Origin of the sequence: Pseudomonas sp. RC4D1, assembly GCF_018390395.1 — a bacterium.
GTDB classification, from domain to species: Bacteria; Pseudomonadota; Gammaproteobacteria; order Pseudomonadales; family Pseudomonadaceae; genus Aquipseudomonas; species Aquipseudomonas danubii.
Map to the genome: position 1 here is coordinate 2,225,726 of NZ_JAHBAW010000001.1, position 14,222 is coordinate 2,239,947.

At 60.5% G+C, this 14,222-nt stretch carries 14 protein-coding genes and 1 tRNA gene; 7 read left to right on the plus strand and 8 right to left on the minus strand.

What is annotated here, in order from left to right; translation table 11 throughout:
• Window positions 1-44: 44 nt before the first annotated feature.
• Together KHO49_RS10260 and KHO49_RS10265 are read right to left on the minus strand one after the other, a co-directional pair.
• A complete protein-coding gene (locus KHO49_RS10260; protein ID WP_213664972.1) occupies window positions 45-767 on the minus strand; it encodes a lysophospholipid acyltransferase family protein in 723 nt (240 codons plus the stop codon).
• A gap of 212 nt (window positions 768-979) precedes the next feature.
• Window positions 980-1,669, minus strand: a complete 690-nt coding sequence (locus KHO49_RS10265) for a crotonase/enoyl-CoA hydratase family protein (protein WP_213664973.1) — start codon at window positions 1,667-1,669, stop codon at window positions 980-982.
• A 319-nt stretch (window positions 1,670-1,988) separates the two neighbouring features.
• On the opposite strand from KHO49_RS10265, the gene KHO49_RS10270 reads away from it, so the two are divergent.
• Window positions 1,989-2,078, plus strand: a tRNA-Ser gene (locus KHO49_RS10270).
• Between the two features lie 438 nt (window positions 2,079-2,516).
• Here KHO49_RS10270 and KHO49_RS10275 read toward each other — a convergent pair.
• Window positions 2,517-2,786: a hypothetical protein gene (locus KHO49_RS10275; RefSeq protein ID WP_123392221.1), complete on the minus strand. Its 270-nt coding sequence runs from the start codon at window positions 2,784-2,786 to the stop codon at window positions 2,517-2,519.
• Between the two features lie 1,183 nt (window positions 2,787-3,969).
• Here KHO49_RS10275 and KHO49_RS10280 point away from each other — a divergent pair.
• The 4 genes from KHO49_RS10280 to KHO49_RS10295 all read left to right on the plus strand — a co-directional run bounded on the left by KHO49_RS10280 (window position 3,970) and on the right by KHO49_RS10295 (window position 6,323).
• Complete coding sequence (locus KHO49_RS10280) at window positions 3,970-4,434, plus strand: hypothetical protein (RefSeq protein WP_249735499.1); 465 nt, start codon at window positions 3,970-3,972, stop codon at window positions 4,432-4,434.
• 397 nt (window positions 4,435-4,831) lie between these two features.
• Window positions 4,832-5,197: a glycine zipper domain-containing protein gene (locus KHO49_RS10285; RefSeq protein ID WP_102863869.1), complete on the plus strand. Its 366-nt coding sequence runs from the start codon at window positions 4,832-4,834 to the stop codon at window positions 5,195-5,197.
• A gap of 109 nt (window positions 5,198-5,306) precedes the next feature.
• Entirely contained in the window at window positions 5,307-5,468 is a 162-nt protein-coding gene (locus KHO49_RS10290; protein ID WP_213664974.1) for a hypothetical protein, read from the plus strand.
• A gap of 159 nt (window positions 5,469-5,627) precedes the next feature.
• Window positions 5,628-6,323 carry an HAD-IA family hydrolase gene (locus KHO49_RS10295; RefSeq protein ID WP_213664975.1) on the plus strand — a complete coding sequence of 232 codons (696 nt, stop codon included), beginning with the start codon at window positions 5,628-5,630 and terminating at the stop codon, window positions 6,321-6,323.
• A gap of 133 nt (window positions 6,324-6,456) precedes the next feature.
• Here KHO49_RS10295 and KHO49_RS10300 read toward each other — a convergent pair whose 3' ends face one another.
• On the minus strand, window positions 6,457-7,203 hold the full coding sequence (locus KHO49_RS10300; protein ID WP_110595223.1) for a 3-oxoacyl-ACP reductase family protein: 747 nt from the start codon (window positions 7,201-7,203) through the stop codon (window positions 6,457-6,459).
• A gap of 126 nt (window positions 7,204-7,329) precedes the next feature.
• On the opposite strand from KHO49_RS10300, the gene KHO49_RS10305 reads away from it, so the two are divergent.
• The gene (locus KHO49_RS10305; RefSeq protein WP_110595224.1) at window positions 7,330-8,253 is read left to right on the plus strand and encodes a LysR family transcriptional regulator; all 924 of its coding nucleotides are present in this window, start codon (window positions 7,330-7,332) and stop codon (window positions 8,251-8,253) included.
• 36 nt (window positions 8,254-8,289) lie between these two features.
• Here the strand turns inward: KHO49_RS10305 and KHO49_RS10310 are convergent, their stop codons facing one another.
• The 3 genes from KHO49_RS10310 to KHO49_RS10320 all read right to left on the minus strand — a co-directional run bounded on the left by KHO49_RS10310 (window position 8,290) and on the right by KHO49_RS10320 (window position 11,882).
• Complete coding sequence (locus KHO49_RS10310) at window positions 8,290-9,018, minus strand: aspartate/glutamate racemase family protein (protein ID WP_213664976.1); 729 nt, start codon at window positions 9,016-9,018, stop codon at window positions 8,290-8,292.
• Window positions 9,019-9,073: 55 nt separating this feature from the next.
• Window positions 9,074-10,621 carry an NCS1 family nucleobase:cation symporter-1 gene (locus tag KHO49_RS10315; protein WP_213664977.1) on the minus strand — a complete coding sequence of 516 codons (1,548 nt, stop codon included), beginning with the start codon at window positions 10,619-10,621 and terminating at the stop codon, window positions 9,074-9,076.
• Between the two features lie 526 nt (window positions 10,622-11,147).
• Entirely contained in the window at window positions 11,148-11,882 is a 735-nt protein-coding gene (locus KHO49_RS10320; RefSeq protein ID WP_102863863.1) for a phosphoadenylyl-sulfate reductase, read from the minus strand.
• 175 nt (window positions 11,883-12,057) lie between these two features.
• On the opposite strand from KHO49_RS10320, the gene thrH reads away from it, so the two are divergent.
• Window positions 12,058-12,675 (plus strand): bifunctional phosphoserine phosphatase/homoserine phosphotransferase ThrH, encoded by a 618-nt coding sequence (gene thrH / locus KHO49_RS10325; RefSeq protein ID WP_015634738.1) that lies wholly within the window; start codon window positions 12,058-12,060, stop codon window positions 12,673-12,675.
• Between the two features lie 114 nt (window positions 12,676-12,789).
• Here thrH and pabB read toward each other — a convergent pair whose 3' ends face one another.
• Entirely contained in the window at window positions 12,790-14,133 is a 1,344-nt protein-coding gene (gene pabB / locus KHO49_RS10330; RefSeq protein WP_213664978.1) for an aminodeoxychorismate synthase component I, read from the minus strand.
• Between the last annotated feature and the right edge of the window lie 89 nt (window positions 14,134-14,222).

Consider the following 14,222-nt stretch of genomic DNA (forward strand, 5'->3'; position numbering starts at 1 on the left):
CCGCACGAGGCGGGCTTGGTGGCGTCACAGATGGGGCGGCAGCTTCAGGCCGCTTGCAGTTGGCGATCCATGTTGGCAATGCACTCGCGCATCTGCTCGCGGCACTGGGCAATCAGCAAGGGCATGTCTTCCATGGTCAGCCCGGCCGTGGGAATAGCCGGCAGCGAACGGATAAGGATCTTGCCACCGTTCCAGCGGTTCAGGTGCATGTGCTTGATGTAGCTGCTGACGCACACCGGCACGATCGGCACACCGGCGGCGATGGCCATCTGGAAGGCGCCTTTCTTGAAGGGCAGCAGTTCTTCGCCGAAGTTGCGCGTGCCCTCCGGGAAGACCCAGATCGAGGTGTTCTTGTGCTGCAGGGTGTGGGTGGTGGTGAGCATCGAGCGTCGGGCCTTAAGCGGGTTGCCGCGATCGATCAGAACATTGCCCGCCAACCAGAACAGTTGGCCGAACAAAGGCACCCATTTCAGGCTCTTCTTGCCGATGCACACGGTGCGCCGTGGTACCACGTTGCCGAACACGAACAGGTCGTAGTTGGACTGGTGGTTAGCGATGATCACGCAGCTCTCGGGTTTGTCCATCAGTGGCCCGACTTCGGCTTTGACCCGCAGGCGCAGAATGCACATGGCCGGCCAGGCGTAGAGGCGGGCGCACAGGCGGCTGTTGTCGGGGTTGAACGGGCGGCACAGCCCCAGCAGCAGGCCCAGGCTGCCGGCCAGGATAAAGTGCAGGCCCATCAACGACATACGAAACAGATACAGCATCTAAACGGCTCACCGGGGACAAAAGGTGGCGCAGTGTACGGATGTGCACTGTTTTCGGCAATTACCGTTCTCAGCCGGGAGATGGGCGATGTTTAAGGGCATGTTTCCGGCTGCGATGGCCGGCAGCGGTCTAGAGCGGTGGGCGCTGGGTGTTCAGGCCAATGCAAAAAGCCCGACACGCAGGTCGGGCTGGATCGGGGACGGCAGGTGTTTTAGCCCAGGTGTTCCTGATCCTGGATGATGGCGTTGTCCAAAGTCTCCAGCAGCGCCTTGCGCACTTTCAGCTTGGTGTTCTTGTGGGCCAGCATGTTGATTTTCTTCAGTTGACGCGCGGCAGCCAGGGCGGCGCCTTGCAGTTCCTCGGTGCTCACCACCTTGTCGAGGAAGCCGGCATCCACAGCACTCTGGGGATCGAACATCTCGCCATTGATCACCGAGCGATGAAAGGCCGAGCGCCGCAGACGGTCACGGGCCAGCTCGATCCCCGCGTGGTGCATGGTCATGCCGATCTGTACTTCATTGAGGCCGATGCTGAACGGCCCGTCGACGCCGATACGGTAGTCCGCCGACAGCAGCAGGAAGGCGCCCTTGGCCACAGCATGGCCGGGGCAGGCGACGATCACCGGGAAGGGGTGGGACAGCAGGCGGCGAGCCAGGGTCGAACCCAGGGTCACCAGCGCCACGGCTTCTTTAGGGCCGGCAGTCATCACCTTGAGGTCGTAGCCACCGGAAAGAATCCCTGGCTGACCGGTAATGATCACCACTGCGCGATCGGCCGTTGCTTGATCCAGCGCGGCATTGAAAGCGGCAATCACGTCCGGGGAGATGGCATTGACCTTGCCATTGCTCAAGGTCAGGGTCGCGATACCGTCTTCGAGATGGTAGGAAATCAACTCACTCATGACGCAATTCCTTGTATTGAAGTGCAGCAGAAGTTACCCACCACGATAGATCTGGTAAAGCGCCGTGACTGACTGGTGAGTCAGGCTTGGGACCTGACATCGGCCTGTATGGCGCTGCGGGTAACGGGTGGTTTCTTCTATATAGCTGTAGGCAAGGCTGGAGAATGGCCGGTTTGCCTTGTCGTCGATGGAGGGCGAATCCCCTTCAAGCAGGGATCGGCCTTAAGCGCATGAAAATTCTGAAAAAAAAGTTTGCCATCTGAAAAGCTATCGACTACATTAGCGCGCCTCGACAGACTGAATCGGTTTGAAGAGATACGGTGAAGTGTCCGAGTGGCTTAAGGAGCACGCCTGGAAAGTGTGTATACAGGAAACTGTATCGAGAGTTCGAATCTCTCCTTCACCGCCACATTCTACAAACACAAACCCCTGATTTTCCTAGAGAAAGTCGGGGGTTTGTGGTTTTTGGCGTCTGAAAAATGGCCCTATGGGACCCGCATGGGGCCGGTGGGTGTTTTTCGGTGGCGTTGGGTGGATAACAACTGGTTAAGCGTTGCCCCCTTTGCGCAGTGAATGAGCTGTATATATCTCGGCGAAATGGCCGAGGTCGAATTCGCCGAGCGATGTCCGCAGCAGCATACACATGGAAAGGTATTTTGTTGCTCAAGTCCCATTTCGAAGACGCAACAAGGGTTGTCTCTAAACCAGAAGCAATTGTCTGCCGGCGAGGGCTATTGCTGGGTAAAAAGTATGAGGGCGTCTGTATCTTCGAAGTCGTGTGTGGCTGGGCTGACAGGCTCTGGTGCGTGCTGACCGCGTAAGTCGCGCACCAGGCCTGTCAGAATAGTTACCACTGACCGCTTATGAGACAGCCGACGATTTCCCAGCCGCTGTATTCCCACCAGGAATATCGATCATCGGAGCAACTACTGGCCAGGCTGGCCATCTGGATTTCGCCAGTTGTCTGATGGGGTCCGAAAGGAGTGTCAACAGAGGCTGTCATCTGATTGACGGTCTGGGGAGCCTTGATGGGGGCCTGATGCACGGAGGCGTTCGCGACAGTTGCGGTGAAAGCGAGCGTCGCGGAAACGGCCAGAACAGTTATGGATTTTTTCATGTTCGATTCCTTTCAGTTAGCTGATATGCGGCTTATGCATAGCCTGACCTGCCTTTATCAGTAATCCGAACAGATCGGGCACGCGCGTAATGTGACGCCATGAAAGCCTACCACCGCGCGACCTCCCGCTCAGTCGCTCAACAGCACTATTGACAAGCTGATAATGGTCTGGGTTTTTTCATGGAAAGAGCTGCCAGGGGTTCGAATTTGATGAGCCTGGTGTTGATGCTCTCCCTGAAAATGTCTCCATCCCTAGACATGTACTGCACCACTTCATAAGGCAATTGGATGCCAAGCCCCCGCTAATTTCTGAATGGACGTGCTGCCATATCAAGTGGTCGTCGGGTTCATGGGCCCGGAAATGTGCTCTGGATCATTTTTTCCTCTGATGCCTTGCCACTCGTCGGCACTTGTCTGGTTTGGACGGCAGGTCGACAAATGACTGGCTAGTCTGAAGCGCCGTGACGGTCAGTATTTTCCAGGCAATCAGGAGCTTGCCGGTACTGATCGGTTGTTGGAGGGAGCTGGAATATGAGGAGTCTTGCCTATATCGAAGACAACGGGGATGAGTTCCCAATCAACAACTTGGTGCGTTGCGGTCAGGCCGCATTTGAAGTCGAAGAACAATCCCGAGTCAGTAGCAGAAAGAAAACTGCGCCGCTGCCGGTAGCCAGTAGCACGATGTTCTTTCCCAAGGCAATGCCAAAGAGAAAGTAATCTTAAGTTTTGAGTGCCCCGTTAGATGCGGGGCTTTTTATTGTCCGCAAATCGTTAAGTTCGAATGTCTATCAGGATTGATAGTTGTAATTGGAAGAAATGAGTAGTTTGAGAAAAGACCTGATGTTGCCAATAGTCCTGCTGGCAATAGAGATCCCTGTTTGCGCCGAGCGATGCATCTGTAATGGGGCTTTATCGTGCTGCCAAACGTGAAGGCTGGTCACGAAGTAGGCGGGTTCATTTTCGGTGGTTGGTTGGGGGCATAACGTTCTTGCCGTTGTTTGCGTATTATTTTTTTTCGATTTTTTTGGTAGTCGTATTAATAGTTTATCGCCAGTGAGAGGGGGTAATTGAAGAGGCATCCTTTGTGCTTTTAGGAAATTTCTTATCTCAATTGGCTATAACTGGCGATATGTTCCTTATCCCGATTCAAACGGGGCTGCGCATCCAGCGATGATGCCTTTATATGAAAAGCGATAAGGAAATAAACGTGAAAGCTATTTTCAAACTCCTCGCACTGTCCACTCTCGTAGCCGCAGCCACTGGTTGCACCAGCTACAACATCAGCCAGCCATCGTCGCCCATCGATAGCCAGGTCAAGGCTGACCTGAAGGCAGATGTAGCAGTGGGCGAGGCAATCTCGGGCCAGTCGTCGGTGAATATCCTCTTTGGTTTCCTGCAGTTTGGTGGCGATAACCAGTTTGCTGATGGCGTGACCTACGGCGGTGCTACCGGCGGCGGTCTGGGTGGTCTGGGTCTGGATCCAGTGAGTGCGGTCAAGTCGGCTGCTGCCTTCAAGGCAGTCAAGTCTTCCGGTGCCGACCTGATCGTGGCTCCACGCTATGAAGTCAGCGAAGAAAACTACTTCGTCTTCAAGAAAGTCTCGGTCACTGTCAAAGGCAACAAGGGCAGCATTCGCAGCATTCGCTGAGATCACTGTTGCCAGTGAGCGATCAGGCCGTTATCGAAGCAGTGGCGGGGTAGCCAACCAAGGGGCTGGCCTGTATTGATCGGCTTCGAGCATCTTCAGAAGGTGAACTGAAGATGTTGGCAGGATGGGAAATTGTGTGATCCGCGTCTGTTGCTCCCAGTCGCGGGTACTTTTCACAGAATCTTCACATCTGCCTGCGTACGCTCAAACCATCCGTTAAAAGCAGTACCCCTAGCCCGTTCCCCAGCGGGCTTTTTTTTGCGCGACGATAAAACTCTTTTAGAATCCGCGGTCCAACCCACCGGAGAGCAACCGGGTGTTGCCGTTACGCTCCGCAGCGGGTGGCGCGCGCTGGGCTTTTGTGTCAGTTCGACAGTCTTTTTTTGAGGTTCAAGTCATGCGTTCAACTTTACCTGCCCTGGTTGTAGGACTTCTGCTGGCTCAAGGTGCGATGGCTGGCGATGGCACTGCCGCCATTGGTGGTGGTCTCGGCGGTGCGCTGGGCAACGTGGTCGGGCAACAGCTCGGCGGCAGCACCGGGGCGGCTATTGGTGCGGGTGTGGCCGGGGCGGCCGGTAGTGCGGCGGGTGCGCGCAAGGGCAGCCGGACCAAGGCTGCGATTGGCGGTGGCCTGGGCTCGGCCGGTGGCTCGCTGATCGGCAATCGCCTGGGCGGCAGCACTGGGTCCACCGTGGGTGCCGGCATTGGTGGTGCGGCGGGTGGTGCCCTGGGGAGCAGCATGGGGCACAAGAAGCGTCATTGATTTAGGCTCTCGTTCAAAATAGCCCGGCCCCGCGCCGGGTTTTTTGTGCGCGTTGCCCAGGGCTTCGCCATACTTGATGCAGCCCGTCCCGCTGTTTAAGGAGAGGATCATGCCCCGTGAAATGCCCGCTAATGTCGAGCCAGGCCCAGCGTCACCGTTGGTGATCAACGACCCGGGGAATGAAGATCCCGGCTCCTTGATGGATGATGCGCTGGTGCCACTGCAGGAAGGGCCTGAAGAAGGAGAGGGCGAGCTCGATCCTGGCGACTGAAACTATCCCGCCTCTCGCACTCTGTACCTTGCCCCTCGGTTGCTCCTGACCCAGCCCCGCCGCTATGCTGCTGAATCCTTTAATTGACGCGTTGCCGAACATAACGGGCCGTACCTGAGCCGCTCCCTGGAATGTACTTTTGCTAACGGATCAGATGCGATGAATGCACAGTTGAATGATTTGGGACCGATCAAGGCGATCATTTTCGATATGGACGGTCTGCTCCTGGATACCGAAGGTATCTACACCGAGATCACGCAGTTGATCGCCGAGCGTTATGGCCGCACCTACGATTGGACCATCAAGCAAAACATCATCGGACGTGGTGCCGCCGATCTGGCGCGTTACGTGGTCGAGGCCCTGGACCTGCCCATCAGCGCCGAAGAGTTCCTGGTCATGCGCGAGCCCTTGATGCGTGAGCGCTTTCCTCGAGCCGAGGCCATGCCGGGGGCTCAGCAACTGGTACGCCATTTGAAGCAGCATCAAGTGCCAATCGCAGTGGGCACCAGCTCGTCGCAGATGTCCTTCGGCGAGAAAATCACCCGCCATGGCGATTGGTTTGCGCTGTTCGACACCATTGTCACCGCCGATGACCCGGAAGTGACGGCGGCCAAGCCGGCGCCGGATATCTTCCTCACTGCGGCCCGGCGCCTGGGGGTAGCCCCAGGGGAGTGCCTGGTGTTCGAGGACTCGCCCTTCGGCGTGACGGCTGCCAAGGCCGCAGGGATGCGGGTGCTTGCGGTACCCGATCCGGCCATGGCGGATAGCAAGTTCGCCCACGCTGACGGGATTTTGCGCTCGCTCAAGGGGTTTCAGCCCGCCGCCTGCGGTTTGCCGCATCTGGTGTGGGCCTGAGGTCGCAAGGAAACGGGTAGGGAGAAAGGAGGGCGTTGCCAGCCGGTTCGCCCCCTGCGGCAGCCGTTGGCGGATGCCGCGCAAGCAACCGGGCCACCTGCTACAGGTGGCCCGGTTTTTTTGCGTTGACGGATCAGGCGCTGAAACCGCCGTCGATGCTCAAGCTGGCGCCAGTGATGTAGGCCGCTTCGGGCCCGGCGAGATAGGCCACGAAGCCAGCGATTTCTTCGGCGCGGCCATAGCGACGCACGGCCATGAGATCCAGCAGGCTTTCGGCAAAGGCGCCGTCGGCCGGGTTCATGTCGGTGTCCACTGGGCCGGGCTGTACGTTGTTGATGGTGATGCCCCGTGGTCCCAGGTCCCGCGCCAGGCCTTTGGTCAGGCCTACCAGCGCGGCCTTGCTCATGGCGTAGGGACCGCCACCGGCGAAGGGCATGCGCTCGGCATTGGTGCTGCCGATATTGATGATGCGTCCGCCTTCGCCCATGTGCCGCGCAGCCTCCTGGGTGGCGATGAACACACTGCGTACGTTGATGGCCAGGGTCTGGTCAAAGTCTTCCAGCTTGAATTCGTCCAGCGGGGCCATTGCCAGGACCCCGGCATTGTTGACCAGGATGTCGAGGCGGCCGAAGGCCTGGGCGGTACGTTGCACGGCCTCCCGAATGGCGTCGGCGTCGGCGCTGTCGGCCTGAATGGCCAGGGCCTTGCCGCCCTTGGCGATGATGCTGTCCTGCAGGGCCTTGGCCTTGCTCGCGGAGCTGACATAGGTGAAGGCGACGCTGGCGCCTTCGGCGGCCAGGCGCTCGACGATGGCGGCGCCGATACCGCGGGAACCGCCTTGGATCAAGGCCACTTTGCCGCTGAGGTTGTGCTTGCTCATGTGTTTCTCCAGAGATTCAAGGTCGGGTTGCCTTGTGCTTGGCGTCGAGTATCGACTGCTGATTGGCCGCTGTGTAGCGGGTAATTCCTATACTCTGTGTAAACCAAAAGTATGGAATGGTCAGTGATGGAAGCTTTCGGCAGTATCGAATGTTTTGTCCGCAGCGCTGAAGTCGGCAGCTTTGCCGAGGCGGCGCGACGCCTGGGATTGACCCCGGCCGCGGTGGGGAAGAGCGTAGCCAAGCTGGAGGCGCGGGTGGGTGTGCGTCTATTCCAGCGCAGTACCCGGCGTTTGACCCTGACCGAGGCCGGACGCTTGTTCCTGGCAGAAGTCAGCGACAGCCTACAGACCATCCAGAATGCCGTGAGCAGCCTGTCCACCGTCCAGGGGCGCCCGGCAGGCACGCTCAAGGTCAGCATGGGAACGGTATTTGGCTGTTTTTACATCGTGCCGATGCTCGCAAGCTTCTTGCAGCGTTACCCGGACATCCAGCCGGACTGGCATTTCGACAATCGCCAGGTGGACCTGATCGGCCAGGGCTTCGATGCCGCCATCGGTGGCGGTTTCGAGTTGCCACAAGGGGTGGTCGCCCGGCGCCTGGCACCGGCCCATCGGGTGCTGGTGGCCAGCCCGGCCTATCTCGCGGGGCGAGCGCCGATCCGTGATCCGGAGGACCTGCAGCATTGCCGGGGGATCCTGATCCGTTCTCCGCAGACCGGCCGCATCCGTCCCTGGCAACTGACTGGCCGCGCAGGCGGTGTGCGCCCGCTGGAGCTCAAGGCCAGCATGACCATGAGCGATTCCGAAGCCGCCTGCGTGGCGGCCGCCCAGGACCTGGGGTTGGCCCTGGTGAGCATGCCGTTTGCCGTCAACTACCTGCGTTCCGGCGCGCTGCAACGGGTCTTGCCGGATTGGTACGTCGATGATGGCTACACCTCGATCTACTACGCCGAGCACAAGATGCTCCCGGGCAAGACCCGGGCCTTTGTCGACTTCGTCATCGAGCAATTCGCCGAACAGGGCCTGGCGCAAACCTTCAGCGCCCTGTAGGCGCCGCCTGGCTGGCAAACCCGGGCGCTGGCTAACTCAGCGCCCCAAACGCAGCGGCCAGCCAAGCACCTTTTTTGGCCGTGGCGTCGCGTAGGTGCGCACCTTCGAGGTGGACAGCCCCAGGCGTACCAGCGATTCGGCAATGGTCACCGCCGCCGTGACCCCATCCACCACCGGCACCCCGGTGCGCTGGCGGATCTGTTCATCCAGTCCGGCCATGCCGCCACAGCCCAGACAGATGACCTCGGCCTTGTCCTGGGTCACCGCCAGTTCGGCCTGGTGCACGATGGACTCCACCGCCCGCAGCGGGTCTTCCTCCAGCTCCAGCACCGCGAGGCCGCTGGCCCGTACCGAGGCGCAGCGCTCATAGAGGCCGGACAGCTTGAGCCGGTCCTCGATCAGCGGCACGGTGCGATCCAGGGTGGTCACCACCGAGTAGGCGTGGCCGAGGAACATCGCCGTGCTGGCGGCGGCGTCGGTGATGTCCACCACCGGCACATTCAGCAGCTCCTGCAGCCCCTCGCGGCCGTGCTCGCCGTAACCGGCCTGGATCACCGCGTCATAGGGCTGGTCGTAGGCCAGTACTCGATCCATGACGGCGATGGCCGCCAGGTAGCTTTCGAAGTTGCCTTCCACCGATTCGGCGCCGAAATAGGGAGTCAGGCCGACGATTTCCGTACCCGGCGCTGCCACGCTTTGTGCCTGGCGGGCGATGGCCTGGGTGATGCTGTCGGTGGTGTTGACGTTGACCACGAGAATGCGCATGGGGGCTCCTTGCAGGTTGGGCAGTTCAAGGCCCGGCGCACCGGGCCGTTCAGTTTCAATGACTGACGTTTTCCACGGCGATGGATTCGCCGCTGACGTCCGCGTAACCGGGCTGGCGCTTGGCGATGATCAGGTACAGCAGGCCGGCGATGCCGGCGCCGATCAGCCAGGAAAAGGGCGAGACGCTGGCAAAGCCCGGCACCAGGGCCAGCACGATGGCAATCAGCGCCGCGGGCACGAAGGCCGCCACCGCTCGCAGATTGACCCCGCGGCTGTAGAAGTACGCGCCTTGCGGGTCTTCGCTGTACAGCTGTGGCACGTGGATCTGGGCTTTGCGCAGGATCCAGTAGTCCACCATGATCACCCCGTACAACGGGCCTAGCAGGGCGCCCAGGCCAGAGAGGAAATACACGATCACCAGCGGGCTGTTGTACAGGTTCCACGGCAGGATCAGCACCGCCAGCGCCGCACTGATCAGCCCGGCGCGGCGGAAGGTCAGATACTTGGGGGCCAGGTTGCTGAGGACGAAGGCCGGTGCGACGAAGTTGGCCATGATGTTCACCGCCACGGTGACGATCAGGAAGGCCAGGCAACCCAGGACCAGGAACAGGGTGTTGGGGATCGAGGCGATGATCTGGGTCGGACTTTCGATGACTTGGCCGTTGATCTGGAACTGCGCTCCGCACAGCAGCACGGTGATGGTGGCGAACACCAGGATGTTCACCGGCAGGCCCCAGAAGTTGCCGACCTTGATGGTCTTGCGGCACGGCGAGGAGCGGGCGAAGTCGCAGAAATTGAGGATCAGCGTGCCGTAGATCGCCAGCCACAATGCGCCGCCGGCGAAGATCTGCCGCCACATTTCTCCGCCGGTCAAAGGTTCGCGGATCGACCAGGCAATCTGCCCGTCGGCCTGGGTGTACATCCACCCGGCGAGGCAGGCCACGGTCAGCAGAATGATCGGCCCGGCGAAGGCTTCGTAGCGGCGGATCATCTCCATGCCGTAGGCGAGGATCACCAACTGCACCAGCCAGATCAGCACGAAACAGGCCCAGCCCAGGGTCGAGAGGCCGAGGATCGAGTTGTGGTCGTAGTCGGCGAACCCCGGATGAATGGCCGTGAGCAACACGCGAAATACCACCGAGGCCAGGTAGGTCTGGATGCCGAACCAGGCGATGGCGATCACCGCGCGGATCAGTGCCGGTATCTGCGCGCCATGGATGCCGAAGCTGATGCGGCTGATCACCGGGAACGGCACCCCGGTCTTCTGTCCCATGTAGCCGGACAGGTTCATGAAGAAGTACACCAGCGCCGCGCCTATTCCCAGCGACAGGAGGATCTGCCAGCCACCCAGGCCCAGGGCGTAGAGGCCGATGGCAAAGGAGTAGTTGGCGATGTTGTGCACATCGTTGGTCCACAGGGCAAAGATGCTGTAGCCACCCCAGCGCCGGCCTTCGACCTTGGTTGGCGCCAGGTCGCGGTTGTGCAGGCGCGGGCTGAGGATGACCCTGTCCGGGTCGGTTGTGGCGATGGGCTGTTGCAGGTGGTGCGAGTGCGGCGAGGAGGGCAGATCCAGTGCGATGTTGTTGGAAGGGCTGGTGTGCATTCCGGCGGCTCCTGATTCCGGCCCCGGATGACTGTGCTTGAGCGCAAGGCTCGACAATCTTCGTCGCAGGGGCGGAATCACTGGGTTCTGGGCATCTGCAGCTTGAGTCGTGGATCAGGCGTGCGGACGGTTAGTGTATGTATATTTTGCTGTTTTTGTATACAAAACATAGGTCGACTAAAGCCACTTCTGTGCCAGTTTTGAAACTATGAAATCGGCTGCCGATTTCGTTTTGTTATGGACTGCTCCTAACTGTATGAAACAGATGGATTAAAAATTGACCGTTTGAACAGGTATTTATTTTTCGGCGGATGCGATTGGCTGTCGTATGAATGTTGACGGCAGAAAGGCCTGTCACTTTTTGGGGCGGAGGGTGCTGAAAGTGCACACATAAATGGCACCCTTGGTGACATTTATGTGTACAGGTTTTGCGGGTGCGTCGGTTGGCGTTCCGTTTGCCGGCGAACGCGTCCTCAGGCCGAGGGGCTTTCGCCGGCAAGCCGGTTCCAGGGGAGAAGGGGGAGGGTCAGGCTTTGCTGATGAGGTTGCCGGCGTGCAGGCCGCATTCCTTCTGGGTGGCTTCTTCCCACCACCAGCGGCCTTCGCGCTCGTGCTGGTTGGGCAGGACCGGGCGGGTGCAGGGCTCGCAGCCGATGCTGATGAAGCCGCGCTCATGCAGGCTGTTGTACGGCAGTTCGAGCATGCGGATATAGCCCCAGATCTCTTCGCTGCTCATCTGCGCCAGCGGGTTGAACTTGTACAGGGGACGTTCCGGGGTGGAGAAGGCGCTGTCGATCTCCAGCACGGCCACCTGGCTGCGGGTTCCCGGGCTCTGGTCGCGGCGCTGGCCGGTGGCCCAGGCGCTGACGGTGGACAGTTTGCGTCGCAGCGGTTCGATCTTGCGGATGCCGCAGCATTCGCCGTGGCCGTCCTTGTAGAAGCTGAACAGGCCCTTTTCCTTGACGAAGGGTTCGAGCTTGCTGTGGTCCGGCGAGATCAGTTCGATGTCGATCTTGTAGTGTTCGCGCACCTGATCGATGAAGCGGTAGGTTTCCGGGTGCAGGCGCCCGGTGTCCAGGCTGAACACCTTGACGTTCTTGTTGAGCTTCCAGGCCATGTCCACCAGCACCACATCCTCGGCGCCGCTGAAGGAGATCCACAGGTCGTCACCGAACTGGGCGAAGGCCAGCTTGAGAATGTCCTGGGCGGATTTGTTGGCATAGGTCGCGGCGAGTTCAGCGACGTCGAACGATGGGGTCATCAGGGCGGTTTCCTACAGGTCGGTGGCGCTGTGCGCTCTATAGGGGGGCGATCTTAACAAAATCCACCCGGCCCTGGCGCGCTCCTCTGCGTTGCGCCTGCGCAGGCGAATCGCTAGAGTTCGGCAGTCCTTTTGCTCGCTCAACTTCAATAATCAGAACCAATGGGAGTGTCTTGTGGAAATTGCCTGTCTCGATCTGGAAGGTGTCTTGGTCCCGGAAATCTGGATCGCCTTTGCCGAAAAAACCGGGATTGAATCCCTCAAGGCAACCACCCGGGATATTCCCGACTACGACGTATTGATGAAGCAGCGCCTGCGGATTCTCGACGAGCATGGCCTGAAGCTGTCCGACATCCAGGAAGTGATCGCCACCCTCAAGCCCCTGGACGGCGCGGTGGAGTTCGTCAACTGGCTGCGCGAACGTTTCCAGGTGGTGATCCTCTCCGACACCTTCTATGAGTTTTCCCAGCCCCTGATGCGCCAACTGGGTTTCCCGACCTTGCTGTGTCACCGCCTGATCACCGATGACGGCGGTCGGGTCACCGGTTACCAGCTGCGCCAGAAGGACCCCAAGCGTCAATCGGTGCTGGCCTTCAAGAGCCTGTACTACCGGGTGATCGCGGCGGGGGATTCCTACAACGACACGACCATGCTCGGCGAGGCCGATGCCGGCATCCTGTTCCATGCCCCGGACAACGTGATCCGCGAGTTCCCGCAGTTCCCCGCGGTGCACAGTTTTGCCGAGCTGAAGCAGGAGTTCATCAAGGCTTCCAACCGCACCTTGAGCCTGTAAGTAGCACCTGTAGTCACTGCCGCAGGCTGCGATCGACTCCGAAGCAGGCGTCGCTCTTGAGGTCTTGAAGCCCCTGCGGGGCTTGTCGCAGCCTGCGGCAGCGGCTACAGGGGTTCAGAGCCCCTGCAGCGTTTCCAGCAGCACCCGCACCTTGGTGATGGATTCCTGGTACTCCGCCTGCCAGTCCGAATCCGCGACGATTCCGCCACCGCCCCAGCAACAGATCTGCCCGTCCTTGGCCAACAGGCTGCGGATGGCGATCGAGCTGTCCATTTCCCCGCGCACGTCCAGGTACAGCAGCGAGCCGCAGTACAGCGCCCGTCGCGTGGGCTCCAGTTCGTCGATGATCTGCATCGAGCGGATCTTCGGCGCGCCGGTGATCGAGCCGCCGGGGAAGCTGCCGGCGATCAGGTCCAGAGCGTCCTTGTCGTGCGCCAGCTCGCCGGTCACGCTGCTCACCAGATGGTGCACGTTGGGGTAGCTTTCCAGGCTGAACAGCTCCGGCACGCGCACCGAGCCGGTGCGGCAAGTGCGCCCCAGGTCGTTGCGCAGCAGGTCGACGATCATCAGGTTTTCCGCGCGGTCCTTGGGGCTGGCCAGCAGCTCGGCGGCGTTGGCAGCGTCTTCTGCGGCGTCTCGGCCCCGGGGACGAGTGCCCTTGATCGGCCGGGTTTCCACCCGGCCCTGGCTGACGTGGACGAAGCGCTCCGGCGACAGGCTGAGCACCGCGCCACCGTCCGGCAGGCGCTGAAAACCGGAGAAGGGCGTCGGACAGGCCGCGCGCAACGCGCAGTAGGCGACCCAGGGATCGCCCTGGTACTGGCCGCGAAAGCGCTGGGCGAAGTTCACCTGATAGCAATCGCCGGCCTGGATGTAGTGCTGGATGCGCTGGAAGGCCTGGCGGTAATCCTCGGCGCTCAGATCAGGCTGCATGGCGCTGGTCAGCTTGAATGCCGACTGCGACGCGGGCAGTGGCTGGTTGAACAGCTGGATCAGGCGCTGGCGTTCGGCGGCGTCCAGGCTGGGGTGGAACAGCAGTTGGCTGGTGCCCGTCTGGTGGTCATTGATCAGCGCCCAGCCATACAGGCCAAAGCGCGCGTGCGGTAGGTGCAGGTCATCCTGGGCCAGGTTCGGCAGGCGTTCCAGGTGGCGGCCGAAGTCGTAGCTGAGGTAGCCGATCAGGCCGCCGGCGAAGGGCAATTCATAGGGCGCCGGGACCTCGGCCGGGCCTAGCTGCTGCAGGTTGTGCCGCAGACGCTGGAGGAAGTCGCCGCCACTTTCGTCGGCGGCCACCGTCAGCTCGGCCAGCGGCCAGGCACTGAGCAGGTCATAGCGACCGCGCTCGGCAGCGGGCCGGCCGCTGTCCAGCAGCACGGCACCGGGGGCGTGTTCGATTGCCGCGAAATACTCGGCGGGGTTGGCGCGATAAGGAAGCGGGTGTACGGAACAGGTCAACATGCGGGGCAAATCAGCCATCGGAGCGCGGTTGGCGATTGTATGCCTGTGCAGGAATTGCTCCTAGAGGGTATGTCGGCGATTGCCTGATT